Source organism: Bradyrhizobium sp. WSM471 (assembly GCF_000244915.1).
Lineage (GTDB): Bacteria > Pseudomonadota > Alphaproteobacteria > Rhizobiales > Xanthobacteraceae > Bradyrhizobium.
Genome location: NZ_CM001442.1, coordinates 4,529,211 through 4,554,383 on the forward strand (window position 1 = coordinate 4,529,211; position 25,173 = coordinate 4,554,383).

General features: G+C 63.7%; 30 protein-coding genes. 18 read left to right on the forward strand and 12 right to left on the reverse strand.

The genetic code is table 11. From position 1 onward, the window contains the following. Positions 1 to 289 precede the first annotated feature (289 nt). Together BRA471DRAFT_RS20155 and BRA471DRAFT_RS20160 are read right to left on the reverse strand one after the other, a co-directional pair. The gene (locus BRA471DRAFT_RS20155) at positions 290 to 1,789 is read right to left on the reverse strand and encodes a DUF6056 family protein (protein WP_157234084.1); all 1,500 of its coding nucleotides are present in this window, start codon (positions 1,787 to 1,789) and stop codon (positions 290 to 292) included. A gap of 454 nt (positions 1,790 to 2,243) precedes the next feature. Then, entirely contained in the window at positions 2,244 to 2,450 is a 207-nt protein-coding gene (locus BRA471DRAFT_RS20160) for a hypothetical protein (protein WP_007610586.1), read from the reverse strand. A 414-nt stretch (positions 2,451 to 2,864) separates the two neighbouring features. On the opposite strand from BRA471DRAFT_RS20160, the gene BRA471DRAFT_RS20165 reads away from it, so the two are divergent. After that, positions 2,865 to 3,149, forward strand: a complete 285-nt coding sequence (locus BRA471DRAFT_RS20165) for a hypothetical protein (RefSeq protein WP_007610589.1) — start codon at positions 2,865 to 2,867, stop codon at positions 3,147 to 3,149. Between the two features lie 69 nt (positions 3,150 to 3,218). On the opposite strand, the gene BRA471DRAFT_RS20170 is transcribed toward BRA471DRAFT_RS20165, so the two are convergent. Beyond that, on the reverse strand, positions 3,219 to 3,881 hold the full coding sequence (locus BRA471DRAFT_RS20170) for a hypothetical protein (RefSeq protein ID WP_035974135.1): 663 nt from the start codon (positions 3,879 to 3,881) through the stop codon (positions 3,219 to 3,221). A gap of 487 nt (positions 3,882 to 4,368) precedes the next feature. On the opposite strand from BRA471DRAFT_RS20170, the gene BRA471DRAFT_RS38990 reads away from it, so the two are divergent. The 4 genes from BRA471DRAFT_RS38990 (at position 4,369) to BRA471DRAFT_RS20185 (ending at position 5,885) form a co-directional block, all read left to right on the forward strand. After that, positions 4,369 to 4,539 carry a hypothetical protein gene (locus BRA471DRAFT_RS38990; protein WP_007590796.1) on the forward strand — a complete coding sequence of 57 codons (171 nt, stop codon included), beginning with the start codon at positions 4,369 to 4,371 and terminating at the stop codon, positions 4,537 to 4,539. 312 nt (positions 4,540 to 4,851) lie between these two features. After that, a complete protein-coding gene (locus BRA471DRAFT_RS20175) occupies positions 4,852 to 5,094 on the forward strand; it encodes a hypothetical protein (RefSeq protein WP_007610592.1) in 243 nt (80 codons plus the stop codon). 156 nt (positions 5,095 to 5,250) lie between these two features. After that, positions 5,251 to 5,490 carry a hypothetical protein gene (locus BRA471DRAFT_RS20180; protein ID WP_007610593.1) on the forward strand — a complete coding sequence of 80 codons (240 nt, stop codon included), beginning with the start codon at positions 5,251 to 5,253 and terminating at the stop codon, positions 5,488 to 5,490. Between the two features lie 104 nt (positions 5,491 to 5,594). Beyond that, on the forward strand, positions 5,595 to 5,885 hold the full coding sequence (locus BRA471DRAFT_RS20185) for a Zn-ribbon containing protein (protein WP_007610595.1): 291 nt from the start codon (positions 5,595 to 5,597) through the stop codon (positions 5,883 to 5,885). Between the two features lies 1 nt (position 5,886). On the opposite strand, the gene BRA471DRAFT_RS20190 is transcribed toward BRA471DRAFT_RS20185, so the two are convergent. Both BRA471DRAFT_RS20190 and BRA471DRAFT_RS20195 read right to left on the reverse strand, forming a co-directional pair. Then, positions 5,887 to 6,273, reverse strand: coding sequence for an NUDIX hydrolase (locus BRA471DRAFT_RS20190; protein ID WP_179950106.1), 387 nt, complete (start codon positions 6,271 to 6,273; stop codon positions 5,887 to 5,889). Positions 6,274 to 6,417: 144 nt separating this feature from the next. Next, complete coding sequence (locus tag BRA471DRAFT_RS20195; protein ID WP_231170945.1) at positions 6,418 to 7,521, reverse strand: AI-2E family transporter; 1,104 nt, start codon at positions 7,519 to 7,521, stop codon at positions 6,418 to 6,420. Positions 7,522 to 7,971: 450 nt separating this feature from the next. On the opposite strand from BRA471DRAFT_RS20195, the gene BRA471DRAFT_RS20205 reads away from it, so the two are divergent. The 3 genes from BRA471DRAFT_RS20205 (at position 7,972) to BRA471DRAFT_RS20215 (ending at position 10,758) form a co-directional block, all read left to right on the forward strand. Continuing rightward, entirely contained in the window at positions 7,972 to 8,199 is a 228-nt protein-coding gene (locus BRA471DRAFT_RS20205; RefSeq protein ID WP_007610605.1) for a hypothetical protein, read from the forward strand. Between the two features lie 118 nt (positions 8,200 to 8,317). Next, the gene (locus tag BRA471DRAFT_RS20210; RefSeq protein WP_007610607.1) at positions 8,318 to 10,363 is read left to right on the forward strand and encodes an acetoacetate--CoA ligase; all 2,046 of its coding nucleotides are present in this window, start codon (positions 8,318 to 8,320) and stop codon (positions 10,361 to 10,363) included. A 92-nt stretch (positions 10,364 to 10,455) separates the two neighbouring features. Further along, on the forward strand, positions 10,456 to 10,758 hold the full coding sequence (locus tag BRA471DRAFT_RS20215; RefSeq protein ID WP_007610613.1) for a hypothetical protein: 303 nt from the start codon (positions 10,456 to 10,458) through the stop codon (positions 10,756 to 10,758). 3 nt (positions 10,759 to 10,761) lie between these two features. On the opposite strand, the gene BRA471DRAFT_RS20220 is transcribed toward BRA471DRAFT_RS20215, so the two are convergent. Together BRA471DRAFT_RS20220 and BRA471DRAFT_RS20225 are read right to left on the reverse strand one after the other, a co-directional pair. After that, the gene (locus BRA471DRAFT_RS20220) at positions 10,762 to 10,998 is read right to left on the reverse strand and encodes a hypothetical protein (protein WP_007610615.1); all 237 of its coding nucleotides are present in this window, start codon (positions 10,996 to 10,998) and stop codon (positions 10,762 to 10,764) included. Positions 10,999 to 11,332: 334 nt separating this feature from the next. Beyond that, positions 11,333 to 11,620, reverse strand: coding sequence for a hypothetical protein (locus BRA471DRAFT_RS20225; protein ID WP_007610617.1), 288 nt, complete (start codon positions 11,618 to 11,620; stop codon positions 11,333 to 11,335). Positions 11,621 to 11,810: 190 nt separating this feature from the next. Here BRA471DRAFT_RS20225 and BRA471DRAFT_RS20230 point away from each other — a divergent pair, with 190 nt between their 5' ends. From BRA471DRAFT_RS20230 to BRA471DRAFT_RS20235, 3 genes are all read left to right on the forward strand, one after another. Beyond that, positions 11,811 to 12,398: a formyltransferase family protein gene (locus tag BRA471DRAFT_RS20230; RefSeq protein ID WP_007610619.1), complete on the forward strand. Its 588-nt coding sequence runs from the start codon at positions 11,811 to 11,813 to the stop codon at positions 12,396 to 12,398. A 224-nt stretch (positions 12,399 to 12,622) separates the two neighbouring features. Further along, positions 12,623 to 12,967 (forward strand): hypothetical protein, encoded by a 345-nt coding sequence (locus BRA471DRAFT_RS36990; protein WP_007610621.1) that lies wholly within the window; start codon positions 12,623 to 12,625, stop codon positions 12,965 to 12,967. Beyond that, positions 12,912 to 13,457 (forward strand): hypothetical protein, encoded by a 546-nt coding sequence (locus tag BRA471DRAFT_RS20235; protein WP_007610623.1) that lies wholly within the window; start codon positions 12,912 to 12,914, stop codon positions 13,455 to 13,457. Before BRA471DRAFT_RS36990 ends, BRA471DRAFT_RS20235 begins: the two co-directional genes overlap by 56 nt. 53 nt (positions 13,458 to 13,510) lie before the next feature. On the opposite strand, the gene BRA471DRAFT_RS20240 is transcribed toward BRA471DRAFT_RS20235, so the two are convergent. Further along, entirely contained in the window at positions 13,511 to 13,909 is a 399-nt protein-coding gene (locus BRA471DRAFT_RS20240) for a RidA family protein (RefSeq protein WP_007610624.1), read from the reverse strand. Positions 13,910 to 14,060: 151 nt separating this feature from the next. On the opposite strand from BRA471DRAFT_RS20240, the gene BRA471DRAFT_RS20245 reads away from it, so the two are divergent. Together BRA471DRAFT_RS20245 and BRA471DRAFT_RS20250 are read left to right on the forward strand one after the other, a co-directional pair. Further along, positions 14,061 to 14,936, forward strand: coding sequence for a DMT family transporter (locus BRA471DRAFT_RS20245; RefSeq protein WP_007610626.1), 876 nt, complete (start codon positions 14,061 to 14,063; stop codon positions 14,934 to 14,936). 203 nt (positions 14,937 to 15,139) lie between these two features. Further along, positions 15,140 to 16,558, forward strand: a complete 1,419-nt coding sequence (locus tag BRA471DRAFT_RS20250; protein WP_007610627.1) for a caspase family protein — start codon at positions 15,140 to 15,142, stop codon at positions 16,556 to 16,558. 74 nt (positions 16,559 to 16,632) lie between these two features. On the opposite strand, the gene BRA471DRAFT_RS20255 is transcribed toward BRA471DRAFT_RS20250, so the two are convergent. Together BRA471DRAFT_RS20255 and cysK are read right to left on the reverse strand one after the other, a co-directional pair. Next, complete coding sequence (locus BRA471DRAFT_RS20255; protein ID WP_007610629.1) at positions 16,633 to 16,875, reverse strand: BrnA antitoxin family protein; 243 nt, start codon at positions 16,873 to 16,875, stop codon at positions 16,633 to 16,635. Positions 16,876 to 16,878: 3 nt separating this feature from the next. Continuing rightward, positions 16,879 to 17,856 (reverse strand): cysteine synthase A, encoded by a 978-nt coding sequence (cysK, locus tag BRA471DRAFT_RS20260; RefSeq protein ID WP_007610631.1) that lies wholly within the window; start codon positions 17,854 to 17,856, stop codon positions 16,879 to 16,881. A 222-nt stretch (positions 17,857 to 18,078) separates the two neighbouring features. Between cysK and BRA471DRAFT_RS20265 the strand changes: the two genes are divergently transcribed. Then, the gene (locus tag BRA471DRAFT_RS20265) at positions 18,079 to 18,297 is read left to right on the forward strand and encodes a hypothetical protein (RefSeq protein WP_007610632.1); all 219 of its coding nucleotides are present in this window, start codon (positions 18,079 to 18,081) and stop codon (positions 18,295 to 18,297) included. Positions 18,298 to 18,326: 29 nt separating this feature from the next. On the opposite strand, the gene tgt is transcribed toward BRA471DRAFT_RS20265, so the two are convergent. Next, a complete protein-coding gene (tgt, locus tag BRA471DRAFT_RS20270) occupies positions 18,327 to 19,475 on the reverse strand; it encodes a tRNA guanosine(34) transglycosylase Tgt (RefSeq protein WP_007610633.1) in 1,149 nt (382 codons plus the stop codon). A 203-nt stretch (positions 19,476 to 19,678) separates the two neighbouring features. Between tgt and BRA471DRAFT_RS20275 the strand changes: the two genes are divergently transcribed. The 4 genes from BRA471DRAFT_RS20275 (at position 19,679) to BRA471DRAFT_RS20290 (ending at position 23,876) form a co-directional block, all read left to right on the forward strand. Then, the gene (locus BRA471DRAFT_RS20275) at positions 19,679 to 20,887 is read left to right on the forward strand and encodes a patatin-like phospholipase family protein (protein WP_007610634.1); all 1,209 of its coding nucleotides are present in this window, start codon (positions 19,679 to 19,681) and stop codon (positions 20,885 to 20,887) included. Between the two features lie 134 nt (positions 20,888 to 21,021). Beyond that, positions 21,022 to 21,768 carry a TetR/AcrR family transcriptional regulator gene (locus BRA471DRAFT_RS20280; RefSeq protein ID WP_007610635.1) on the forward strand — a complete coding sequence of 249 codons (747 nt, stop codon included), beginning with the start codon at positions 21,022 to 21,024 and terminating at the stop codon, positions 21,766 to 21,768. Positions 21,769 to 22,015: 247 nt separating this feature from the next. Then, positions 22,016 to 22,618, forward strand: a complete 603-nt coding sequence (locus BRA471DRAFT_RS20285; RefSeq protein WP_007610636.1) for a PepSY domain-containing protein — start codon at positions 22,016 to 22,018, stop codon at positions 22,616 to 22,618. Between the two features lie 220 nt (positions 22,619 to 22,838). After that, positions 22,839 to 23,876: an aspartate-semialdehyde dehydrogenase gene (locus BRA471DRAFT_RS20290; protein ID WP_035974141.1), complete on the forward strand. Its 1,038-nt coding sequence runs from the start codon at positions 22,839 to 22,841 to the stop codon at positions 23,874 to 23,876. Between the two features lie 165 nt (positions 23,877 to 24,041). On the opposite strand, the gene queA is transcribed toward BRA471DRAFT_RS20290, so the two are convergent. Continuing rightward, entirely contained in the window at positions 24,042 to 25,115 is a 1,074-nt protein-coding gene (gene queA / locus BRA471DRAFT_RS20295; RefSeq protein WP_007610638.1) for a tRNA preQ1(34) S-adenosylmethionine ribosyltransferase-isomerase QueA, read from the reverse strand. Positions 25,116 to 25,173: the final 58 nt, after the last annotated feature.

Genomic DNA, 25,173 nt, shown 5'->3' on the forward strand with positions numbered 1-25,173 from the left:
AGCCACAATAGTTTTCGGATAAAAAGCCCGCTGCGAAGGCGGCAGCAATAGCAAAGAGCCGTCGGTTTCCAACGCCGTGTAAGTTAAAGGCGATCAAGCATGCCGAGCGAGGCGAAGTCGCTCTGCCTGTGCCCCGCAGGCTCTGGGTGCCGATCGTGCGGAACGGTAGCCAGCGCAGGCACGGGCTTCGCAAGTGGCGTCCTGCGGACTACTCGACTAGTCCAGAGGCCGCGGCTTACGCAATCACCGCGCAGCCCGTCGCGTTACGACTTCCTGCCATTGGCCTGGTCTAGTCGGCGCGCTGCACGCTAGACGTACCCGCGGGCCCCGCTACGATGCTCTCCTTCTGGTACAGGCGCGCGATGCAGTCGTTCGGGAGCCGGCCGGGGTTGTCGGTCACATCGCTGTTCATCAACGTCGTCGGGTGAACCGTGTGCTGTGCAACCACCAGCCTTTGCTCTGGAGACAGGGTCAGGCGCGCATGACGTTCCATGCTCTCGAGCCAGAACACGCTAAAGTCGTCCCGCTCCGACCGAATCTGCATGCCGACTTTGCTGTAGTGCAACGCTACTGCCAGGCTGGCGCCGAATATCAGGGGCACAGCAATACCCATGACTGACGAAGGCAAGGGCAACGCCGTGACGAGCTTGCAAATTCGGTCGCGATACGCTCGCGCGAAAAGCGCGGCGCTCATCGTCAGGCCGAACAGCACAAAGACCAGCACCTCATTTTGCGCCCTCTCCACAAGCCGGTTCCCCGTCGCATATTGGTGCACAAAATATCCAAAATACGCGCCGCCTAGACTAATGAGCGCGACTCCTGCGGCTAAAAACTTTCTGTTTCTCGAACCCACGCAATTCGGCTGTGGCAATACGGTGGTGACCAACACAACGAACAGAAGCCACGTCCCCGTCGCGGGCTCTCTGAACAGGCGCCCCAGGCCAATCAAGCCGAAAAGAAACGCCTCCTTCAGCGAATTCAAGAAATCACCCGCCAGCGGAAACTGACTCATGCGCACGGAATTGCCAGGCGCCGACAACACGACGGCGAGACCGGCGACGGTCGCAAGACCAATCCACAAATGCGCGTCGAGCTGAAGGCGTTGGTCAAACACCCAGCGAGCCAACAGCGAGCAGGAGACGGCACCTATTAGCCAAACCGCCGTGAACTCATTGCACATAGCCGCGGCTAAACCACCGAATGCCATCAGTGCAGTCGATGCGCGCGAGAAACGCACTCCATTTTCCGTCGCGTTTATGAGCTCAGCAAACACCGAGACAATGATCGCCGCAGGAACGATGTAACAGGCGACACCTGGTAACCAATAGAACATGTCATGCAGGCTCGGAGCCTCGCTCGCGAGCACAGCGACGAAGGCCAGCCCGAGCGCAGTCTGCTGCAAGAGAGTTGTATTCGGCTGGATTCGTCGCGCAAGGAATATCATTGCCGCGACAAACGCGATCATGAACGCAACCATGATCACGACGTAGCAAATGAAAAGGTCTATGCCAGTCGAGCTGCGGAGGACGGCAGGAAGCTGCATCAGCAGCAACGGCGTGATGCGCCCTATGGCCGAGTTGTAGAATATCGATACCGATCCCACCATCCCGTGGTGATTGTTCGCATCAAAGAAACAGAAATCATCGGATTCGGGGATCGCATAGAGTGCCAGTCCCAGCAGCTTCAGGATGAACACGGCCGACACAACAACGACCATAGTCCATGCAGCGAGATTTATTGTACGCGCCCCTCGAGCATCGGTGCGTGTAAGATTGATCTTGGACTGCATGCAATATTCTTCGATCCGAAGCGTGCTGACTAGTTGTTGCTCAATGTGGCGTCAACCGACGATCGGAGCCTCTTGCGCGCAGGTTCGAACGAAGGCGATTCCGTCAATCCAAGCAAGGATCAGGTGATCCTATAGGCCGGCGAGGCTCAATCCCAGATGACATGTGGCAGAAAGAGCAAAGAACCGTCGGTTTCCGACGGCGCGCAAGTTGAAGCGATCAAGCGTGCCGAGGGAAGCGAAGGCGTTCTGCCTGTGGCCCGCCAACCCCGGATGCCTCGCAAGATCCTGCAGAGTGGATCAGGCGCGGAAGCCCCGCGGGCCGCTGATCGTAGCGCTCGACGACCACGTCGAAGCAGACCACCGATGACCGGACGAAGCCACACACCCGCACAACCGCTGCGGATGAACTCGCCGGCGAGTTCGCGAATAAAAGTCAGGAGACCGCGACGACGGACTACACCACGCCGCCGAAGTCGATGCCTTCCTTGGCAAGCGCCTCAGCTTCCTCGGGGGACGTTGTCGGCTTCGTGTCGAGGTAAGGTAGCTCGGTCGCTGGCAGAATCGTGCGGATGTTCTGGCCGTCTGTCCGCGTGATGCGAGCAACCCAGCGCTTGGGCCCGTGCTCAAATCGTTCGATATGGTACTGCTTGTACGTAATCATGACTTCCGGACGCAACTGACGCTGACACAGGCTTTGTTGTATCCAACCTAGCACCGCCGTCCAACGTTTTCTTAAAGCTAGGTTAAGGCTCGCGCGTGGACCGGCGGATTCAGGCAAAAAAGCGGCCTCAGGGACGACCGGAGGCCGAAGACACCTTCCCGCGCCGGACCGATACGCCACAAGCCCTGGCGCCCTGGAGAACGAGCTAAATGCGCCGCTATTCCTCCGTCGCCTTTTCGGTGGTCTGCGCCTTCGCTTCGTTAGCCGAGTTCCTGGCGGACACCATGGCTCGTCATCCTCGAACCGTTGGAGTAAACAACAACCCGAAGTGAATGGTGGATGAATGCCCAATTCAGCGACCATTACTCGTCATAGCCATATGGTCGATCGGGGAGTGACGCGGAGGACATAGAAATGCTTGCAGCTATCGCCGGTGCGGCCCTCGCTCTCCAGGTGGGCATGGCCGCTCCCCGGCCGGGCCCGGTCCAACAGGTCCAGTTTCGCGGCAGCCCGGACGGCGGCTGTCCGCACGGATATGACTTCAACTACTCCAACGGCCGCTGCTATCCCAACGCGTACAAGGCGCCCGGCGTCTACGCGAGACCCATTCCCGACGATCCGCCGCGGGGCTATGGCTACTATCGACCTCACAGATATGGCGATCCCAGGTACGCGCCGGGCTATTACCCGCGCTACTAGCGTCGCGTCATTGGTTCCCGGATGCACGGGCCGATATCAGCGGCCCGTCAACGCGAGCCCGCCTTGCCTTCAGCTTTCCGGAGCTGACACCGTAGCCGGCGTGCTCAGCGGAGCTCCTCCAACCGAAACGGGCCCGACCGATTTCGACTGCCGGGCGATCCGCTTGCGGATCGCGGCGGATAGTCCATAGCGCGCATGCGCTCTTCGAACGGAGGACGTGACGTCCGACATCATGGCATTTTGCAGCGAGTCGATCTTCGCGATCAGCGTCGACAGCTGCGAGGACACCTTCTTCACATCGACCCGTTCGTCCGTGATGCTCTGCCGCAGCGAAAGCAGCACCATTGAATCCCCCTGCAGCAGAGCCGCGTTTTGCTGCAAAGCCTGATTGCTCTCCTGCAGCGAAGCCGTGTGTTGCTGCTGGGTCGACTGAATATCCTTCAAGGCAGCGACAACCGGATCCGGCTTTGGCGCTGACGCCTCTTGCCGCGGGAGCAGATCAGCCAGGCTGCTCAGATTCAGCGATGGCAAGCCGGCCGGCCATGTGTAGATCGCCGCCGCGCCGTTGATGGCCAGGGCACATACCGACAGCGCCATGACCGATGTCCGGCTGGACCGCTTGACCGGTTCTGGAGCGTCCAAGCTTGCGGGTTCGTCGGCGGCGATGGCCGCAGCCAGTGCTGCGGGGTCGAGCTGTTCGACGAGGCCTTGCGTTTCGAAAGTCGCGGTCATGGCATTGACCCCAAATGAGCGAGCAACGGGAAGCCGTCGCCGGAACGTCCTCGCGACAGCTCCCTTACGCAGCACCCATCTACAACTGTCTAAAATTGTGGGCTTTTCAGCTTAATTCCACGTTAGCGGCCGCGGCCTGCTGCAGACCCCGCCACCCCGGCCAACTACGGGGTCCGTGCGACGGACATGACTCGCAGCCCGGTGCGAGAGCTCCCCCCGATCCCGGGAAGCCGTCTCGGTCCGAAGCGGATTTTCCGAAGTTGGCAACTTACCCCTGTTTTGCCCGACGAGTCAACCGGCGTCTCCGCCGGATGCAAGACCGCTTTGTGCCAAAAAGAAAGCGTTGCGCCAGCAGGACTTAGCTACTGTGTATGGGGTTGTTTTCGCGATTTTGGCCACCGCCTGCTCTTGCGCCGGGCCCTGCCCCAAAAGCCGCGAGACAACCCGCTCAAAAAGTGTAGGATTCGACAAAACAGGGAGGAGCGGCATGTTTGAAATCAGCGGTTTCGACACGGCAGGAATCGTCAGCCTCAAGCGGCTGTCACTCACCGCCGCCCTCAAGAAGGCCAAGGAGCTCATCGCCGACGGGTGCTGGGGCGTTCAGGTGATCGGTCCAGGGGGCCAGGTCTACACCTCGTTCGAGGAGCAAGCCGCGTAGCCGCCCGCCTTCGGTATTATTCGGAAACCACCCGCCCATCCGATCGCGCGTCGCGCGCTCTCGCCGTTGCGGTGATCGACGTGAAAACCCCAGCGCCTGGTGGAGCGCCGGGGCGTTTTCAAAATATCAATTGGTCAAGCAATGAGGTCTTCGTAGCAGCGATCTCGACCATCGCTTGTGAACTGGTTCACACAGACGTCGATCTTTCCACGCCTTGACGAGGCTCAACTGCCGCGCGCCGTGCCGTTGCCAACCAACTCGTTTGGGAGCACGCTCTCTCCAGGCGCGCAGACGCCGCTCAGGGAGAAAGCCATGAAGGAAACGGGCCTGGATCATCGCCACCGCGACAAGGATGGCGCGATCAGCAAGAAGCACGGCAACACGCTGGTCGGTACGTTGCGCAAGATCTACGGCAAGGGTTTTGCCGCCGGTTATCCGGATACGACCGAACTCAGCGAGGTCTTGCATCAGTTGAACGAGACATCGCTGAGCCAGTTGCGGCGCGATCACGACACCGGGCATCTCGGCCACAAGATCGACCACGTCCCGAAGTGACGGATTTCACGAGTCCCAACTTCAGGTAGTTGAAATCAACTCGACCAGGTGCCTTCGCCCCTGCGCGGACAGGCTGCGCTGCCGGGTGTCTCGGCGAACTTGCCGTTTGAGCTCTCGCCGCCCGAGCGCTAGGATGAGCCTTTTACGGAGGCTCATTTGAAACAGTTCATTATCATCACCGCCCTTGCGCTCGCCGTGACAGCTCCCGCCCGCTCGCAGGCGCTCGTCGATCCCAACAAGGTTGCTCCCGAATATCGCGAGGCGGCCGAGAAGCGGCGGGCCGAGCAGATGCGGCAGCGCGAATGCGCGCTGAAGGCGGATCTCGAGAAGGTGCTGCCCAGGGATCGCACCGTCTATCTCAACCATTGCCTTGAAACGATAGCGGCCAAGCAATAGCGGCTGATCGAGCGGCTTGAAGTCGCCGACGCGTTCAAGCTTTCTTCAGACATTTGGGATCACCTGACGATGCATTTCCATCAGTCATCGTCGATCGACCGCGCATGAGTTTCGTCCAGATTCAGTGCACGCGCTGCAAGACCGTGTTCCGCGACCGCGCGGGACGGTTGCAGGACGGCTATTCCAGGCAATGTCCGAGCTGCGAGGTGGTGCTGTTCTTCGCGGAGGATTCGCCAAACCCTCAGGTCAAGCAGGCCATGAAGCGCGCGCGCAAGGCTCGCAAGGAGCAGCGCGAAACCGAAATGGCCAGGGTGTCCGCGCCGCAAACGCGCGCCAATTCTTCGCGGGCCCACACCGGACGGATACAGCACTCGTCGGAGGACGAGGAGGCCTAGCTCACCCGCGCTTCCGCGGAAACAGGCGGTCGCGGATATAGCGCGAGGTCGGCGTCAGGCGGATGCCGCGCGGCTTCTGCCAGACGGCGCGGTCGATCTCGTTCTTGTCCCCGATCGCGAGCCTGCCCTTGGCGCCCTTGGCGATGAAGATCGCGTCGCTCATCTTGCGGCCGGAGCGCTTGTTCCTGGTCGTCACTTCCTTCCAGAGGCTGATCCGGCCGAGCTTCAGCTTGGGCAGCTCTTCCTTGATTTCCCGGCGCAGGCAGTCCTTGTCGGACTCGCGCGCACGCTTGCGGCCGCCCGGGAACATCCACAGGCCGTCCGACCGGCGTCTGACCAACAATACCTTGCCGCGCTTGGCGGCAACCAGCTTGGAAGACTTCGCCATGTCCGCCGTAATCGAAAATAGAATCGAGCCCATGGTAACTTGTCTAGTCGGATAGACAAGTTCGGGATGGATCTTGATCACATGGGCAAGGCCGTCAGGTCTGATCGAACCCGGCAGGCCGATCCCGCCGTTCGAGGCGCCAGATCAGCCGTCGCCCGCCGCTGTCCCCGCCCTCGAGCCCGCCTCGGCCCGGTCCTCCGTCCTGATCCAGGCCATCATCATTTCCCAGGCCACCGACAGGATGATCGGGCCGATGAACAGGCCGACGATGCCGTGGGCCAGCGTACCACCGATCACGCCGACGAAGATGACAATGGTCGGCGTGGTCAGGCCGCGCCCCATCACCAGCGGCTTCAACATGGTGTCGAGGAAGCCGACGACGACGAGAAACACGGTGAGCAGCAGCGCGGTGGTGACGTCCTTGGCGGTCCAGATCCAGATGATCACCGGCAGCAGCACCAGGAAGGCGCCGATCTGCACGATCGAGAGCAGCAGCACGATGAAGGCGAGCAGGCCTGCGCTCGGCACCGCGGCAAGCTTGAAGCCGATGCCGGCGAGCAGTGCCTGCACGATCGCGACACCGATCACGCCTTGCGCCACGGCGCGGATGGTCGCGCCCGCGAGCCCCAGGAAATGCTCGCTCTGTTCGGGCACGATGCGAAACAGGAAGCCGCGGCCGGCCGCAACCAGCCTCGGCCCGTGCGGAAACAGGAAGCCGGCCACGAACACCGAGACCAGGAACTGGAGCGTGCCGACGCCGGCGTCGCCCGCGAGCGACAAGAGCGGTCCCGCCAGCGGCTGGAGATAAGGCGCCACCTCGCGCAGCACTGCGCGGATGTTGTTGTAGGCCTGCTCCCAGAGGTCGAATAGCCAGGGGCCGACGAGCGGCCACGACTTGAGCTGCTCCGGCGCCGACTGAAGCGCGAGGTCGCCGGTGCCGAGCTGGTGCGCCAGTTCGCGCACGCCGTCCACTGCGCTGATGCCGAGCCAGGTCGCAGGACCGATGACGATGCCGAGCGTGATCAGGGTCAGGATCGCCGCTGCGGTCTTGGGCCGGCCGCCCAGGATCTTCGCGACCCAGCTGAAGGCCGGGTAGAACGCGACCGCGAGCACGCCGCTCCAGGCAAGGATCGGCACGAAGGGGCGGATGATCAGGAAGGTCCAGATGATCAGCAGGCCGAGCAGGCCGACGCGGATCACGAGCTGGATGATGTCCTCGCCCGTCAGGAGCTGACGCAGACTTTTCACGGGCACGGCTTTCCTTGCGGCATTGACGCGGGTTCCGGCACTTGCGCGGCCCAGCGTTATTGCCAGCCGGGCCCCCGGCGTCAAGACGACGGGGGCCGGCCCGAGCCGGCGATTAGGAACGCATCGGGCCATTCTGCATTCCGAGACGATGGCACGCCGTCCCAGAGAGCCCGTCACACACGCAGGCATTCACCGCGGCGTCCACTTTTCGCTGAAGCCAAACGCCGCACCGGGCTATTGGCGCTACGCCTATGCCGTCGGCGACAGGGCCCGCTCCGGGCGCGTGCAAGGCAGGCTGCCGTTGCTCGCCATCAGGCGCGTACAGATGCGCATCGACCGGGACATGCGGAGCATTAACGACGATTAACCGGATTTCGGCCGACCGGTTTACGCCGTTGCAAAGGCGCGCACCTACGCTTCCATCCAGGTCCCCCAAACCACTTCGGTGCAATGGCCAATACCATCTGGACGATCGAAGAATTCACCTGCGCGGGTTGCAGCATGAACTACACCGCGACACGGGAGGAGCACGCCGAAGCGCATTCCGGCAGCTTCAAGTGCAGCATCTGCAGCGGCGTTGTGCACACATGGTCTGGCAAGCACCATTTCTTCGGCTGGGAAGCGGTGAAGACCAAGCCACCCGTGTTCGGACGGCGCTGGGCCGGGGCCGGTTGGTAGGCTGCTTCCAGCGGACCCAGACCAGCCACTCTCGTCAACGCTGCCTGCCCGAACTGCGGCTTCTGCTCCTCTGCGGCACCGGTTAAACTCCGCGCCCCGCAACTGAAGCCGATACGCAATGACCGCAGCTTTCGTTCCCCAGATTGCCCTTTATCGCACCTGGCTCGCCGAACAGCGCGGCCTCACCTTCGCCAGCTACGAGGAGATGCGGCAATGGTCGGTGCGCGATCTCGACGGCTTCTGGCACAGCATCTGGGACTATTACGATCTGCAATCGCCAACGCCGTTTGCAGCCGTGATCACCGAGCGCAAGATGCCCGGCGCGGTTTGGTTTCCCGGCGCCCAGGTCAATTATGCCCGGCAGGTGTTCCGCCACGTGGACGCGGCCGACGCCGCCGGCCTGCCCGCGATCGTCAGCTGTGGCGAGGACGGCAAGCTTTGCGAGACGAGCTGGCCGGAGCTGCGGCGCAAGGCCGCTGCACTCGCACTGCATCTAAAAGCAAAAGGCATCAAGCCCGGCGACCGCGTCGCCGCCTATCTGCCCAACATCCCCGAGACCATCATCGCATTCCTGGCGAGCGCCAGCATCGGCGCGATCTGGAGCGTCTGCGCGCCCGACATGGCCGCGCCAGCCGTGATCGACCGCTTCAAGCAGATCGAACCGAAAGTGCTGATCGCCTGCGACGCCGTCACCTATGCCGGCCGCCGACACGATCGCAAAGACGTCCTCGCCGAGCTGCGGCGATCGCTGCCGACGGTCGAGCACGTCATCCTGCACGGCGAGGCCGCCGCGCCCGGAGCGGCTGACGCGCTGCTCTCCGACATTGTCGCAACAACCGGCGCGGAGATCGACGCATTCGAGCCGGTCTGGCTGCCGTTCGATCATCCGCTCTGGATCGTCTATTCCAGCGGCACCACCGGCCTGCCGAAGCCGATCGTGCACGGCCATGGCGGCATCGTCTCCGTGGTGCTGGCGCTGCTGGGATTGCATAACGATCTCGGCTGCTCCTATCACGAGAACTCGTTCGGCGAGCGCTATCACTGGTACTCTTCGACGGGCTGGATCATGTGGAACTCGCAAGTCGGCGGCCTGCTCAGCGGCACCACCTGCTGTATCTTCGACGGCAGTCCCGGCGGCGCCAGGGACAAGCCGGACTGGACCACGCTGTGGCGCTTCGTCGCGCAATCCAAAGCGACCTTCTTCGGTGCGGGCGCGGCGTTCTTCGCCAACTGCGTCAAGGCCGAGGTCGACCTCACCGCCGGCGATCTCTCGCGATTGCGTTGTCTCGGCTCGACCGGCTCTCCGCTCAGCGCCGACACGCAAGCCTGGTTCAACAACCGCTTCGCGGCGCTCGCGAAGGCCAATGGCAGCAAGGCGCAGGCCGATATCTGGTGGGCCAACATCTCCGGCGGCACGGATTTCGCCGGCGCCTTCATTGGCGGCAATCGCGAACTGCCGCAGACGCCGGGCGCGATGCAGTGCCGTCTGCTGGGTGCTGCAGTGGAAGCCTTCGACGAACAGGGCCGCGCCGTCATCGGCGAGGTCGGCGAGCTCGTCTGCACCGAGCCGATGCCGTCGATGCCGCTTCATTTCTGGAATGATAAGGGCGATGCGCGCTATCGGGCGAGCTATTTCGAGACCTATCCCGACAATTTCGACGGCAGCGGCCGCGGGCCGGTGTGGCGGCACGGCGACTGGCTCAAGGTCGAGCCGGACGGCTCCTGCATCATCTATGGCCGCAGCGATGCCACCATCAACCGGCACGGCCTGCGCATGGGCACGAGCGAACTCTATTCCGCGATCGAGGCCTTGCCCGAGGTGCTGGATTCCCTCGTCGTCGATCTCGAATATCTCGGCCGTGACAGCTACATGCCGCTGTTCGTGGTGCTGCGTGAAGGCGTCGCGCTCGACGAGGCGATGCGGGCCAGGATCAAGGAGGCGATCGAGGCCGGCCTCTCCCGCCGCTTCCTGCCCAACGACATTTTTGCGGTCGCCGAGATCCCGCGCACGCTCTCGGGCAAGAAGCAGGAGCTGCCGATCAAGAAGCTGCTGCTCGGCCAGCCCGTCGAGAAGGTGATCAACCGGGAGGCCATGGCCAATCCCGCCTGCCTCGACTGGTATCTCGCCTTCGCGCGCGACTATCTGGCGCGGACCGAGACTTGAGGGGAGATCGCCCTAATTGCGCCGATGCCGTTTGGACTCCGTTCACCGATCGCCGCTAGAGCAGGATGTCTCTTCCGCAACGAACGCGCGCCATGGCCGACCTCAACGCCGTCCTCACCAGGCTCAACGACCGCCTGCTCCGCCTCGAAGGTGAGCTGTTCGTGCTGCGCTCGCTGGCCCGCGCGACGCTGACCGCGGGCGATGACCATGCCGTGCGGATGCGCAAGCTGGTCGAGGCTGCAAAGGTCGCGCTCGACGACGAGGCCACGCGTCCCCTCGACAAGCCGACGCGCAAATATGTCGATGCGGCGACCGCGCTGGTGGAGGAATTGCTGGTCGAGCCGACCCAGGCACGGCCGTTGTTCACCGTCATCGACGGCGGACGGCGCGACTGAGCGTCAAACTGGCCGGCCGTCGTCCGTCGCGGCGACATCGCCCGCCTTGAGCCGGCTGAGGCCGGCTTCGATGATCGCGATCTCCTCGTCGATCTGGCCGATCGGCAGGCTGAAGTCGTAGCCGGACCTGCTCTTCAGATCGACCGCAAGCCGCTGTCTGTGCATCATCAGCTCGTCGAGGCCGCGCCGGTTCTTCAGCCGGACATAGACGTCGACGATCTGCTCAATCGCGCTCGGCATGAAATCGGTCCCGGCGAAAAAGCCCGCACGGCGCACCCACGCCGGCGGGACAATCTCGGTGTCGCGGTACGCAATACAAATCCGCGACGGATTCGTCGATACGCCAAGCTGGTTGAGATCATGTTACCGTCAGATGATTTCGGGATGGCCGAGCATGAAAAAGCCGCTGGCAATTACGCCAGCGGCCAAATCCGGGTTCGAAAACGGATGCGGGTTGAAATGTCGCCAGCCCCGGTGGGTCCATGTTCTACCGGCAAATCCTGGATCACTCTGTTAAAAACGAAACACAGGAACCGGCCTGTACTTGCCGCCCGACCGTGGTGGCACGGCCACGCTAGTCCGAGACGCAGAAATATTTGCGCGGCAGCCTGCGGTAGGCGCTGTAGCGGTAATGCGGCCGGTACGCGTAGCCGCGATAGAGTGCCGGCGGCTCCTGGCCGTAATAGGCGCCGTGATAAAAATTGATGACCGGCCCTTCGGCGCAGCGATAGGTGTCCCAGGTCGGGCCGATGAACGGTGCCACCCCAACCTCGGGCGGAACCGCCGGATAGGGCGGTCCGCCGGCGCGCGCCGGAGTGGTTGCGACCAGCGCCGCGAGAAGGACAAACCACGCGCTCCGCATGCGTTCGCTCCGAGCCGATGCCATGCGCGCATGGAAGCACCGGACCGGCCGACGCCGCAATCGCGGAATTCATCGCGCACCCTCGCCCGGTTGCATTGTTGATAACCGGCGCAAACCCGGCGCGGGTGGTGACAGGACGTCCGGACGTGTTATCGGGAGATGACGCAGTTGCGAGACGGATCGGACACCCATGCGTATTACCCTCGTCGGCTCCCGCCATTTCGGCGTGACCACCCTGAACATGCTCCGGGAGCACGGTGTCTCGATCGTGCGGGTCGTGGTGGCCGACGCCGAGGACCGTCTCGCCGCGACGGCCAAGGCGGCGGGCATCGAGGTCGTGGTTCAGGCCAATCCCAAGCTGGTGGTGGCCTCCGAGATCGCCCCCGATACCGATCTGATCGTCACCGCGCACAGCCACGCCCGGATCGGCAAGGACGCGCTCGAGGCCGCGAAGCTGGGTGGGATCGGCTATCATCCCTCGCTGCTGCCGCGTCACCGCGGCAAGGCGGCCGTGGAATGGACCATCAAGGAAGGCGATCCGATCGCGGGCGGCACGATCTATCACCTCGCCGACCGCATGGACGCCGGCGCCATCGCGGCCCAGGAGTGGTGCTTCGTCAAGAAGGGCGAGACCGCGCGGGAGCTGTGGGAGCGCGCGCTCGCCCCGCTTGGGCTCAAATTGCTGGCCGACGTGATTGATTACGCCAAGGTCCACAAGGCGCTGCCGTCCAAGTCCCAGGACGAGCAGTTCGCGACCTCGGCACCAAGTCTTTCCTAAGCCCCTTTCCTGAGACCTCTTTCCTGAGCCCCTTCCTGAGTCGCTGTCTTGATGTTTACCCTTAACGTGAAGGGGCGTTGATTCTGCTTCGAAAATTGCAGCCGGAAACCCAAATAAACCATTGTTCCCACAGGAACAATTTTCGATTTGGCACCGCACCAAATTTCCGTCACATTTGGCCCGAATAAGGGTCAGCATATCAGACAAATTCAAGGACGGATTTTATGCGTTTTGCTCGCATTGCGGCGTTCTGTGCCGCTTCAGTTATCACCCTCGCCGCGCCCGCTTTCGCCCAGACTCCCTATGACGGCAACTGGCAGGTCACCATCGTCACCAAGAGCGGTTCCTGCGAGCCGACCGCAAGCTCCTTGCTGACCGTTGCCGACGGCAAGATCACCGCCCCCGGCGCTAACGTTTCCGGCACCATCGGCCGGGAGGGTCTTGTGAAAGTTTCGATCAATGGTGCATATGCCAACGGTCAACTCAGCGGCAACGCCGGATCGGGGAAGTGGAATGGAGCATCTGCAGGCATACCGTGCAGCGGGCGGTGGGAAGCATCGCGCCAATAGAAAAATCGTGACCAGCGGTCTGGGCCGGCGGCTGCTGATCGCGGCCGCCGTTATGTTTGCGGCCGGAATTGCCAACTCCGAGAGCAAGGCCCAGTCCGGCCCGTTCGCCCCGCTGGCCGGCAGCTGGAGCGGCTCAGGCACGGTCACCCTGGATGACGGCTCGACCGAGCGGATCCGCTGCCGGGCCAAATACGCTCCGATCGGACCGACCATGGAGTTGTCTCTGACCTGCGCCAGCGACGCCTACAAGTTCAACCTCGGCGCCAACGTCAAGGCTGAAGGCGGCGCCATCGCGGGCAGCTGGTCCGAGGCCAGCCGCAATATCAGCGGCTCTCTTTCGGGTCGCGGCGCCGGCGGAAACTATGAGCTGCTCGCCTCCACCGCCGGTTTCAACGCCAACATCTCGCTGAAGACGTCCGGCAACAAGCAGAACGTCACGATGCGCGCCGACAGCCAGTTCCGCGGCGCCAACATCTCGCTGTCGCGCTAGACCGATACGAGTAAATTGACAATCGACCCTGCAATCTCGCCGGGTCGATTTTTTTATGTGCCCGGCACGAACGCCGTGACCTCGATCTCGACCTTGGCCCGGTCGTCCACGAGGCCGCCGATGTAGAGCAAGGTCGAGGGCGGGAAATTGCGCCCCAGCGTTTCCTTCCAGGCCGCGCCGATGCCGGCTCCGGCGGCCTCATATTCACTGCGGCTGGTCAGGTACCAGGTCAGGCGGACGATATGCTCGGGGCCGGCGCCGGCCTCGCCCAGGAGCTTGACGATCCGCTTCAGCGCGGTCCCGACCTGCGCTGCCATGTCAGGCGCGTAATTGCCGGTCTCCTCGCCGCCGGTCTGCCCGGCCAGCATCACCCAGCGACCCGGCCCCTCGACCACGACACCATGGGAAAAGCCGCGCGGTTTTTTCCACTCGGCCGGCTGCAAGATGTGCATGAGCGAATATCTCCCGATTTTTCTCGTTGTTCGCTGATGCCTTAGCACGCCGGCATGCATCGCTGCACCGGCAGATTTGGCCGTTGCAAACGGCGGCGATGTCGCCGATACCGGCCCTCCCTCAGGACCCCCGCCTCTCACACCCGCGCCGATGAACACGACACCGTCCAAAACGATGGCTGCCCTGTGGATGGCGGGCTGGCTGTCGCTGATGCTGGTCATGGCGGTCGCCGGGCGCGAGACCACGCGCGAGCTGAATGTATTTCAGATCATGGAAGTGCGTTCGCTGATAGGCTTCCTGTTGCTCTCGCCGATAATCTATCGGGCCGGCGGCTTCAAGGTGCTCAGGACATCGCGCCTGCCGCAGCACATCGGGCGCAATTTGGTGCACTATGTTGCGCAGCTTGGCTGGTTCTTCGCGCTGACGCTGATCCCGATCGGCCAGGTGGTGGCAATCGAGTTCACCATGCCAATCTGGACGGCGCTGCTCGCAGCGAGCCTCCTCTCCGAACGCATGACGCCGTGGAAGATCGCCGCCATCGCGCTTGGCCTCTTCGGTGTGATCGTCATCGTCCGACCCGCCACCGGCGAAATCAATCCCGGTCAACTCATTGCGCTCGGCGCCGCGATGGGCTTTGGCGTGTCCATGGTGCTCGTCAAATCGCTGACCCGCACCGAAAGCGCGCTATCGATCCTGTTCTGGATGCTGGTGGTGCAATCGGTCGCAGGCTTCATTCCAACGCTGTTCGTCTGGACGTGGCCCTCCGCCTATGTCTGGGCATGGGTCGGCGTGATCGGCGTCTGCGGCACGTTTTCGCACTACTGCCTCGCCAGCGCGATGCGCTATGCGGATGCGACCATCGTTGTTCCCATGGACTTCCTGCGGGTTCCATTGACCGCGACCGCGGGCTGGCTGCTCTATTCGGAGCGGCTTGACACCTGGACGGTGGTCGGCGCCGCGCTGATCCTGTTCGGCAATCTCCTGAATCTAAAGCCAGCTCCGGCGGATCCTGCCCTCGCACGCTGAACCTCCCGCCGCCTCGCGCGACAAAACCAAGTGGCCGTGTGATTTGGATCACGCTGGAGAGGGACTCCATCGTGCACATTCTGCCACACAGCAGCGGGTTGAACGCGACGAACTGCCGTTTTGGTGGCGCCAAATCGGGTACTTCGTGTAAGTTCGTTGCCAATTTGTTGCTGCCTGCAATTCGATTCTGTTGGGGATTCCAGATGCGCACTCTCACCCTCCTCGCGTCGCTGATGTGCATGGCACTGTCGGTCAGTGCCGCGAAGGCCGACCGCCGTGTTGCTTTCGTCGTCGGCAACGGCACCTACAAGAACGTCGCTCAATTGCCGAACCCGCCGATCGACGCCAAGGCGATGGCGGCAACGCTGCGCAATGTCGGCTTCGAGGTGATCGAAGGTTCGAACCTCTCGCGCGACCAGATGACGGAGAAGCTGCTCGACTTCGGCCGCAAGGCGCAGGGCTCCGATGTCGCAGTGTTCTATTATGCCGGCCACGGCATCGCGGTCGGCGGCTCCAACTATCTTCTGCCCGTCGACGCCGACATCAAGTCGGAGATGGACGTCAAGCTCGGCGCCGCCATCAACATCGATCTGACGCTCGAGCAGACCATGGGCGACGCCAAGGTCAAGCTGGTCTTCCTCGACGCCTGCCGCGACAATCCGTTCGCCGCCAAGATCAAGTCGAACTCCGCGACCCGCAGCGTCAACGTACAGAGCGGTCTTGCCGAGATGAAATCCGGCGAAGGCACGCTGATCGCGTTCGCCACTGGCCCCGGCCAGACCGCGCTCGACGGCCAGGAGGGCAACAATAGCCCGTTCACCCGTGCGCTGATCGACAACATCACCAAGCCCGGTGTCGAGATCCAGCAGGCGATGACGTCGGTCCGCGCCCAGGTCAACGAGGAGACCCACAAGGGGCAGCTCCCCTGGGGCCACACCAATTTGATCGGCGCGGTCTATCTCAACCAGGCTCCGACGACGCAGGTCGCCAATGCGGCACCGACGGCTGCTGGCGTCGTGCCCGCGGCAACGGGCGGCAATTCGGATGGTGTCGAGCTCGAATACTGGCGCTCGGTCAAGGAGAGCAACAAGCCCGAAGAACTCAACGCCTACCTCTCTACCTACCCGAACGGCCAGTTCAAGGCGCTGGCGCTGGCGCGGCTCGCCGCGATCAAGAGCGGCCCGTCGACGACGACCCGCAACCTCAACGCCGGCGTCGATCCCGCGACCTTCACCGACGACGCCAGCCAGCTCACCGAGGACCAGATCGGCCTCGACAAGGGCCAGCGCCGCGACGTGCAGCGCCGCCTGACCGGACTTGGATTCGACACCAAGGTCACCGGCGCGTTCAGCGAGGACACCCGTACGGTGCTCAAGCGCTGGCAGGCGGCACGTGGCTATCCGTCGACGGGCTATCTCAACAAGCTCCAGCACAAGGCCCTGCTGTCGGAGATCGTGGCCTCCGCGCCGGCCACTGCGAGCGACGACAGCGCGAAGCCGGCCCGACGTGCCCCGGCCCAGGCGCAGAGCGCACCGGCCCAGCATCGTGGCGGCGGCGACGCTGGCGCAGCCTTCGTTGGCGGTGTCGTCGGCGGCATGATGGGCGGCATGTTCCGCCGCTGAGGCGAGGCCAATCGCAAATACAAAGCCCGGCTCGCGCCGGGCTTTTTCGTTGCGAGTCCCTCAACCTTTGGCGTCTACTTCCCCGCGGCCTTTCGCAGCGCCTCGTTGATGCGGTCCTGCCAGCCGGGCCCGCCGGACTGGAAATGCTCGAGCACGTCCTGGTCAATGCGCAGCGTGACCTGCTCCTTGACCCCCGGCGCCACGTTCTGCTTTGGCGGCGCCGCAGCGACCTTCGCCGTCACCTTCTTGAACGCCGCCTCGGCCTCCGTCCTGGCGTCGCCCAACGTCCGCGGTCGCCTCGGTGGTTGATCCGCCATGTCCTAGATTCCCTCAAACAGAGCCGTCGAAAGATACCGCTCGGAGAAGGACGGCACTATAGCCAGGATGGTCTTTCCCGCAGCTTCCGGCCGCTTGCCGATCTCGAGGGCCGCGGCGATCGCGGCGCCCGAGGAGATGCCGCCCGAAATGCCTTCGTGCCGCGCCAGCGCCCGCGAGGTCTCGATCGCCATCGTCGAGTTGATCTTCACGATCTCGTCGATCACCGACCGGTCGAGGATGTCAGGGACGAAGCCCGCACCGATGCCCTGGATCTTGTGCGGCGTGTGCTGGCCACCCGACAGCACCGGGCTCTCCTCCGGCTCGACCGCGACCACGCGCAGCGAGGGCTTGCGCGGCTTCAGCACCTGGCCGACGCCGGTGATGGTGCCGCCGGTGCCGACGCCCGCGACGAAGAAGTCGATGTTGCCGCCGGTGTCGTTCCAGATCTCCTCCGCGGTGGTGCGGCGGTGCACCTCGGGATTGGCAAGATTCTTGAACTGCTGCGGCATCACCGAATTCGGCGTCGTCTTCAACAGCTCTTCGGCCGTCGCAATCGCGCCCTTCATGCCTTGCGCGGCCGGTGTCAGCACCAGCTCCGCGCCCAGAAAGGCCAGCATCTTGCGGCGTTCGATCGACATCGACTCCGGCATGACCAGCTTGAGCCTATAGCCGCGCGACGCCGCGACGAAAGCCAGCGCGATGCCGGTATTGCCGGAGGTCGGCTCGATCAGCACGGTGTCGGGCTTGAGGATGCCGGCCTTCTCCATCGCGATGATCATCGCCGCGCCGATGCGATCTTTCACGCTTGCGGCGGGATTGAAATATTCAAGCTTTGCCAAAATGGTCGCGTTCACGCCGTACATGCCCGGGAGCCGGCGCAAGCGCACGATCGGCGTGTCGCCAAAAGCATCGACGATCGAGTCATAGATCCGGCCGCGGCCGGGTTGGTGCGCTGCACCCGTGGGGGACGATGCGTCCATGATCAACTCCCTGTGGCGACGATTTGTGCTTCTGTTGCAGCTCTTGCGCAGTTAGAGACAGCCTGCGGCGACACGCAAGCGAGATTGCGACACATGTTAAATACCTTGCATCGCAAAATCGCGTGAGCGGTAATTATCAGAAAACCAACGCATTTGTGTTGCGACCTCGTCAACTGATTCTGCTTATGTTAGACTTAGGTCTCAAGCTGGGAGGTCACCACGATGTCAGCAGTCGCTGAAGTGTTGTCGACCGTCGCACCGAACCGCGCTCCGCGGTGCAGTGAGTTGCCCACCTGTCCCGTCTGCGCCGACTCCATGGTCGCCGCCGAAGGTTCTGCGTATGTGTCGGAGCACCTGATCAGCTATCTCTGGACCTGCGACAATTGCGGCTACGGCTTCGTGACCAAGCACGCCGTCAAGCAGCGTTTCCTCTGCAACTGATGCTCCTTCACTGACCATGCGCAATTGACCTAGCGCGGGGCGATGTCGCCCCTCGCCCAGTTTTCGCGCGTACGCCGATAGAACTCCTCGAACGTTCCCTGTGCGATAGCGTCCCTGATGCCCTGCATCAGGAACTGGTAGTAAGCGATATTGATCTCGGACAGCAGCATCGCACCCAGCGTCTCGCCCGACTTGACGAGGTGGTGCAGATAGGCGCGCGCGTAGGTGCGCGCCGACGGCCAGGAGCTCTCTTCGTCGAGCGGACGGGAATCGTCGGCGTGGCGCGCGTTGCGCAAATTCACCTGGCCGAAGCGTGTGAAGGCAACGCCATGCCGGCCATTGCGCGTCGGCATCACGCAATCGAACATGTCGATGCCGCGCGTGACTGCTTCGAGGATGTCGTCCGGCGTGCCGACGCCCATCAGATAGCGCGGGCGCTCTCTGGGCAGCAGCGGCGCCGTCTCGTCGATCATCGCCAGCATCACGGCCTGCGGCTCACCGACGGCGAGGCCGCCAATCGCATAACCATGGAAACCGATCTCGATGAGGCCTTGCGCGCTGGCATGGCGAAGCTGGGGGATGTCGCCGCCCTGCACGATGCCGAACAGCATGTAGCCGTCGGGCGCGCTCTCGAAGGCGCGCTTGCTTCGCTCGGCCCAGCGCAGCGATAATTGCATCGCGCGGTCGATGTCGGCGCGCTCGGCGGGCAGCCGCACGCATTCGTCCATCTGCATGGCGATGTCGGAGCCGAGCAAACGCTGCACTTCGATCGAGCGCTCCGGCGACAGCTCGACCTTGGCGCCGTCGATATGCGAACGGAACGTCACGGCCTGCTCGCTGACCTTGCGCAAATCCGCCAGCGACATCACCTGGAAGCCGCCGGAATCCGTCAGCATCGGCCCGTTCCAGCCGGTGAATGTCTGCAGGCCGCCAAGCGCCGCGATCCGCTCGGCGCCGGGACGCAGCATCAGATGATAGGTGTTGCCGAGCACGATGTCGGCGCCGGCCTCACGCACCTCGCGCCAGTGCATGCCCTTCATCGCGCCGGCGGTGCCGACCGGCATGAAGGCGGGCGTGCGCACCACGCCGTGCGGCGTGGTCAGGCGCCCGGTGCGCGCGGCGCCATCGGTGGCGAGCAGTTCGAAATGATTGGGCAGACCGGTGTCAGGACGATTCATGACGGTGCTTATTGCGTGTCGGAGCAGGCCGATCAACCCGCTCAGGCCATGCTTCGGCCGGCTTATGCATCAGACCGGGACAACCGACACCAATATTGGGGACACGGAATTTGTGCCTGCAGCGCTTGTCAAACAAAACGATACAGTATAGTTTTATCTTGGGGCTGGACGAGCTGCCGCGGCGATGTTGCCGGCGGCGGTAGATGCGTGATCGCCAGCCACCGACAATGCCCTTCCCTTCAAGTTCGACTGATCCGTCCGCCCGTTCGCATGGCCGGACAAGGCAGACCGGCGTCCGCCTGTTCGGATTGCTGGTCCTGACATGCAGCCTGGCGCTCGGCGCCTGCACCTCCCTGCCCCGCACGCCCTATACGGCCGCTGAGGCCAGCACATCGCGCGTGCTCGATATCGACGGCCTCCGGCGCTACGCCGACGAGCCCATCACGAAATTCAGCTTCGAGAAGGACACCAGCACCGCGAGCAAGTCCTATCTGGCGCTGTCAGGCGGCGGCGCGGATGGCGCCTACGGCGTCGGCGTGCTGAACGGCTGGACCGCGGCCAGAACGCGTCCCACGTTCTCGGTCGTCTCGGGCGTCAGCACCGGCGGCCTGATCGCACCCTTTGCGTTTCTCGGCTCACGGTATGACGACACGCTGAAGGAGGTCTACACCAGCGGTGTCGCGGAGAGCCTGTTGAGCGATCCCAGCATCATGCGCGTGCTGTTCGGATCCGGCCTGTTCGGCAACACGCGGCTGCGCGAGCTCGTCGCCCGCTATGTCGGGCCGGAGATCATGGCGCAGGTCGCGCGTGAAAACGCCAAGGGCCGAAGGCTGCTGGTGGTGACGACCGATCTGGACACCCAGCGCACCGCGATCTGGGACATGGGCAAGATCGCCGCGGTCGGCACGCCCGAGGCGCTCAAGCTGTTTCGCGACGTGATGGCGGCCTCCGCCAGCATCCCCCTGGTGTTTCCGCCGATCATGATCGACGCCGAAGGCGAGGGCCGCAGGTTTCAGGAGATGCATGTCGACGGCGGCGTGACCGCCCCGGTGCTGACGCTGCCGGAAGCCCTGCTTTTCCAGGGCAGTCGCCTGCCGGGACCTGCGAAGCTGGACATCTACATCCTCGTCAACAAGAAGATCGAGCGAAACTTCGAGCTGGTCTCCAACAGCACCATCGACGTCGCCTCACGCAGCCTATCGTCGATCACCCAGTCGCAAACCCGCTCGATCATCTTCTCGACCTATGATTTTGCCAGGCGCAACCGCCTGGGCTTCCACCTCTCCTACATCGCGCGCGACTATCCGGCCGCCCCCTCGGAAGGATTCGATACCGCCTATATGCGAGCGCTGTATCAGTACGGATACGAGAAGGCGGCGTCTGGCCAGGCCTGGACTTCGACGCTTCCGTAAGCGCTCGCTGAGGAACAGGGCCGTGCCGGGACGGTTGACGATGAGGCCCGTCCGGCCAGATTGGCCATGACGCACCCGTTGCTGCGCGTTATAGAGCAATCACTGATGTCACGACCGCGCAGGAATCATTGGGCATGGGATTGACTGCGACCAGGACCAGACCGGCAGCTCAGCGGCGCGAGGTGCCGAAATCGCGCGGCGGCCGGCCGACGAAAAGCGCCGCGATCGAGCGCGATCAGCGGCTGATCGAGGTCGCCACCCGCCTGTTCCTGGATCGCGGCTTCGATGCCACCTCGCTCGATGCGGTCGCGGAAGCCGCGCGGGTGAGCAAGCCCACCGTCTATGCCCGTTACGGAGACAAGCGCGGATTGTTCGCCGCCGTGCTGCGGCGCGAGATCGCGCGATGGCTTGCACCGCTATCGGCGGCTGCCGAGACCCAGCTCGGCAGCGCCTCGGATATCTCGGTCGAGCAGCGGCTGGTCGAGATCGGGCGCGAGATGCTGACATTCACCTGCGGTCCCGATGCCGTCGCCTTCAGCCGCATGATGACGTCGCAGGCCATCAACTTCCCCGACATCGCCAAGCTCGGCAAGGAGGAAGGCTGGCTCAAGGCCGTCGCCACCACGGCACGCTTCTTCGACCATCTGGTGGCGCAACGCGCGCTCGACATCGAAGACACCACGATCGCAGCCGAGGTGTTTCTCGACGTCGTCGTGGGGCACACCCACCGCATGGCGACGTTCGGAACGACGCTCGAGCTGAAAGACGCCGAAAAGCGCATGCGGGTTGCCATCAAGCTGTTCCTGGCCGGTGCGCTTGGCCCTCCGGACCGCCTCCAGGAGGCCGCCAAGACCACGCGGCGGCGGCGCCCCTCGCGCTGACAATTCCGTGAGGTTGCGATTCTTCCAGGGAATCCGGCGCCCGCGCCGTTGACCAAAACAAAACGATACGGTATGGTTTAATTATAGGGCGATGCGGATCGCTTTTTCACCAGCCCCAAAGAGGTCCGCATCGCTTCGATCGCCGCGGCGGTACCACCCGTCACGACGCAGCGGCCGACCGATGCCCAAGGTCGGCCGCAAATTCTTTACGATCATCCGGCACACTCGCTGGCCGAGGGTTTCGAGCATGACGACAGCCAAACGACGGATCTCGGGATTGCTCGCGATCGCCCTGTCCGCACTCCTCCTCGCGGCGCCGGCGCGGGCGATCGTGAGCACAGGCACTCCGACCACCCTTCACAGCGATACAGATGGTGACGCTGAGGCCGACCGCCAAGCGGTCAGCCGCGAGATCGAGCGCTTCCGCAGCTCTTCAATCTCGATCAACCAGGCCATGGCGATTGCGGAAGCCCGTCACGCGGGTGCCACCACGGCGGATGTGAGTTTCGACGGAGCCTCCGGCGTGCCGGTCTACCGGGTGAAGACCCTGCACAATGACCGGATCTGGCGCCACACCATCAATGCCGCAACCGGCGAGCTCGTCGGCGGCGAAGCCGCCCTCCCTCTCGCCGAGCTCGACCTCGACGACCGCAGCAACCTCGCAGCGCTCGGTGCCATCAAGCACCGGCTTGCGGATGCCGTGCACGTCGCCGAACGCGCGGCCTCCGGCAAGGCGATCAGCGGCGGGCTGGTGCGCGAACGCGGTCGGCTGAATTTCGCGATCGTCGTCATCAGTGGCGACAACCTCAAGGAGGTCATCCTCGAACCGCCGGGCGCCCGGACCAAATAGCGGCGGCCCCAATCCCGCCGAAAAGCCATTGACGGGCGCAAAACTCTCCCGCATAAGCTCCCGCCATGTTCACGACCACCAAACGCACGACTAAAACCACCACGGCCTTCGGGGCCCGGGGAGGCGTGCGCGTGTAGTCGTCGACTAGAACGCAATCCACTCTACCGAAGCCCCGCCCTCGTTGGTCCGGGGCTTTTTTGTTGTCTGAATTCTCAAATCAATGGAGGACAAAGTGAGTAACGATCCCGTCGTCGCGATTGTCGGCGTCACCGGTGCGGTGGGCGCCGAATTCATCGCCACCATGGACAAGCGCGGCTTTCGCGTCGGCAAGCTCAAGGCGCTGGCGAGTGCCCGCTCGGCCGGCAAGACGGTGTCGTTCCGCGGGCAAGACGTCGTCATCGAGGAGCTGACCGAACGCGCCTTCGAAGGCGTCGACATCGCCCTGTTCTCCGCCGGCGGCAGCATCTCCAAGAAGTTCGCGCCGATCGCGGTCAAGGCGGGTGCCGTCGTCGTCGACAACTCCTCCGCCTTCCGCATGGACCCGAACGTGCCGCTGGTGATCCCCGAGATCAACGCGAGCCGCATCCGCGACCACAAGGGCATCATCGCCAACCCGAACTGCGCCGCCATTACCGCGCTCGTGCCGCTATGGCCGATCCACCAGAGCAACCGCATCAAGCGCGTGATCATCTCGACCTATCAGGCGGCCTCCGGCGCCGGCGCTGCCGCGATGGACGAGCTGGTCGAGTCCACCCGCGCCAACCTCAACGGGCAGGTTTATACGCCGAAGGTGATGCCGCATCCCTACGCCTTCAACCTCTTCAACCACAACACGGCGATCGACCCCGACACCGGCTACAACGACGAAGAGACCAAAGTCATCAACGAAACCCGCAAGATCTTCGAGGACGACAAGATTGCGATCGGCGTCACCTGCGTGCGCGTGCCGGTGTTGCGGGCTCATTGCGAGGCCATCACCTTCGAATGCGAGAAGCCGATCAGCGAGGATCAGGTCCGCGCCATCATGGCGCGAGCGCCCGGCGTTAAGATCGTCGACGACCGCGCCAGGAACTACTTCCCGATGCCGATCGACGCCTCGGGCCAGGACGACGTTCTGGTCGGCCGCATCCGCAAGGACCTCAGCGACCCCTCCGGGCATTCGATCTCGATGTTCGTGGCAGCGGATCAGCTGCTCAAGGGCGCTGCGCTCAACGCGGTGCAGATCGCGGAGCTCCTGCCGCAGCGCGTGATGGCGTAACGCGCGCTCAATCCGTCATCCTGAGGCGCGAGCTGTGCAGCGCGAGGCGCTGCACGGGGAGCCTCGAAGGATGCACGGCCGAGGCGCATCAGCCGGGCCGTCGCCCTTCGAGGCTCGCCAAAGAGGCGAGCACCTCAGGGTGACCGTGATAAAGTTGTGCGTCGCTTACGGCTCTGCCCGAAACAACAAACACGCATCGCCATAGGAATAGAACCGATAGCCATGCGCGATCGCATGCGCATAGGCCTGTTGCATCGTCTCCAGCCCGGAGAATGCCGACACCAGCATGAACAGTGTCGACTTCGGCAAATGGAAGTTGGTCAGCAGAACATCGACGGCGCGGAAGCGATAGCCGGGGGTGATGAAGATCGACGTCTCGGCGGCGAACGGCTCAAGGGTGCCGTCCTCGCGGGCTGCGCTTTCGAGCAGCCGCAATGACGTGGTGCCGACCGCGATGATACGGCCGCTGTTCTTGCGGGCGGTGTTGAGCCGCTCCGCCGTCTCGGCCGAGAGCGTACCCCACTCGGCATGCATCTTATGGCCTTCGGTGTCGTCCACCTTCACCGGCAGGAACGTCCCTGCCCCGACATGCAGCGTGACGCGATTGATGCCGACGCCGCGCGCGTGCAGCGCCTGCTCCAGCGCCGGCGTGAAATGCAGGCCGGCCGTCGGCGCGGCAACGGCGCCTTCATTCGCCGCGAACATGGTCTGGTAGTCGGCGAGATCCCGATCGTCAGGTGTGCGTTTCGAGGCGATGTAGGGCGGCAGCGGCGGGCTGCCGAGATCGGCGATGGCTTGATCCAATGTCGGGCCGTGGAACGAAAATGACAGCGTCACCTCGCCTTCGGCGCCCTTGGCCTCGAGCTCGGCATCGAGATGGCCGAGCAGGCAGACCTTGCCCTCATTGCCGAAGCGGATGCGGTCGCCGTCCCTGAGTTTCTTGGCCGGCTTCACCAGCGCCTGCCAGCGCGAACCGTCGAGACGCTTGATCAGAGTCGCCTCGATCTTCGGCTCGGTCTCGCGGCCGATGCGACGGCCTTTCAATTGTGCCGCGATCACCTTGGTGTCGTTGACGACGAGCTGGTCGCCTGGCTTCAGCCATTGCGGCAGATCGGCGATGATTTGGTCGCGCAGCGTGCCCTGATCGACAACCAGCATCTTCGCGGAATCGCGCGGGCTCGCCGGGCGCAATGCGATGCGCTCGGCGGGCAGGTCGAAATCGAAGAGGTCAGTGCGCATCGCGTGCTCGGGGCCACACAGTCACTCCTCATCCTGAGGAGCGCGGAACGCGCGTCTC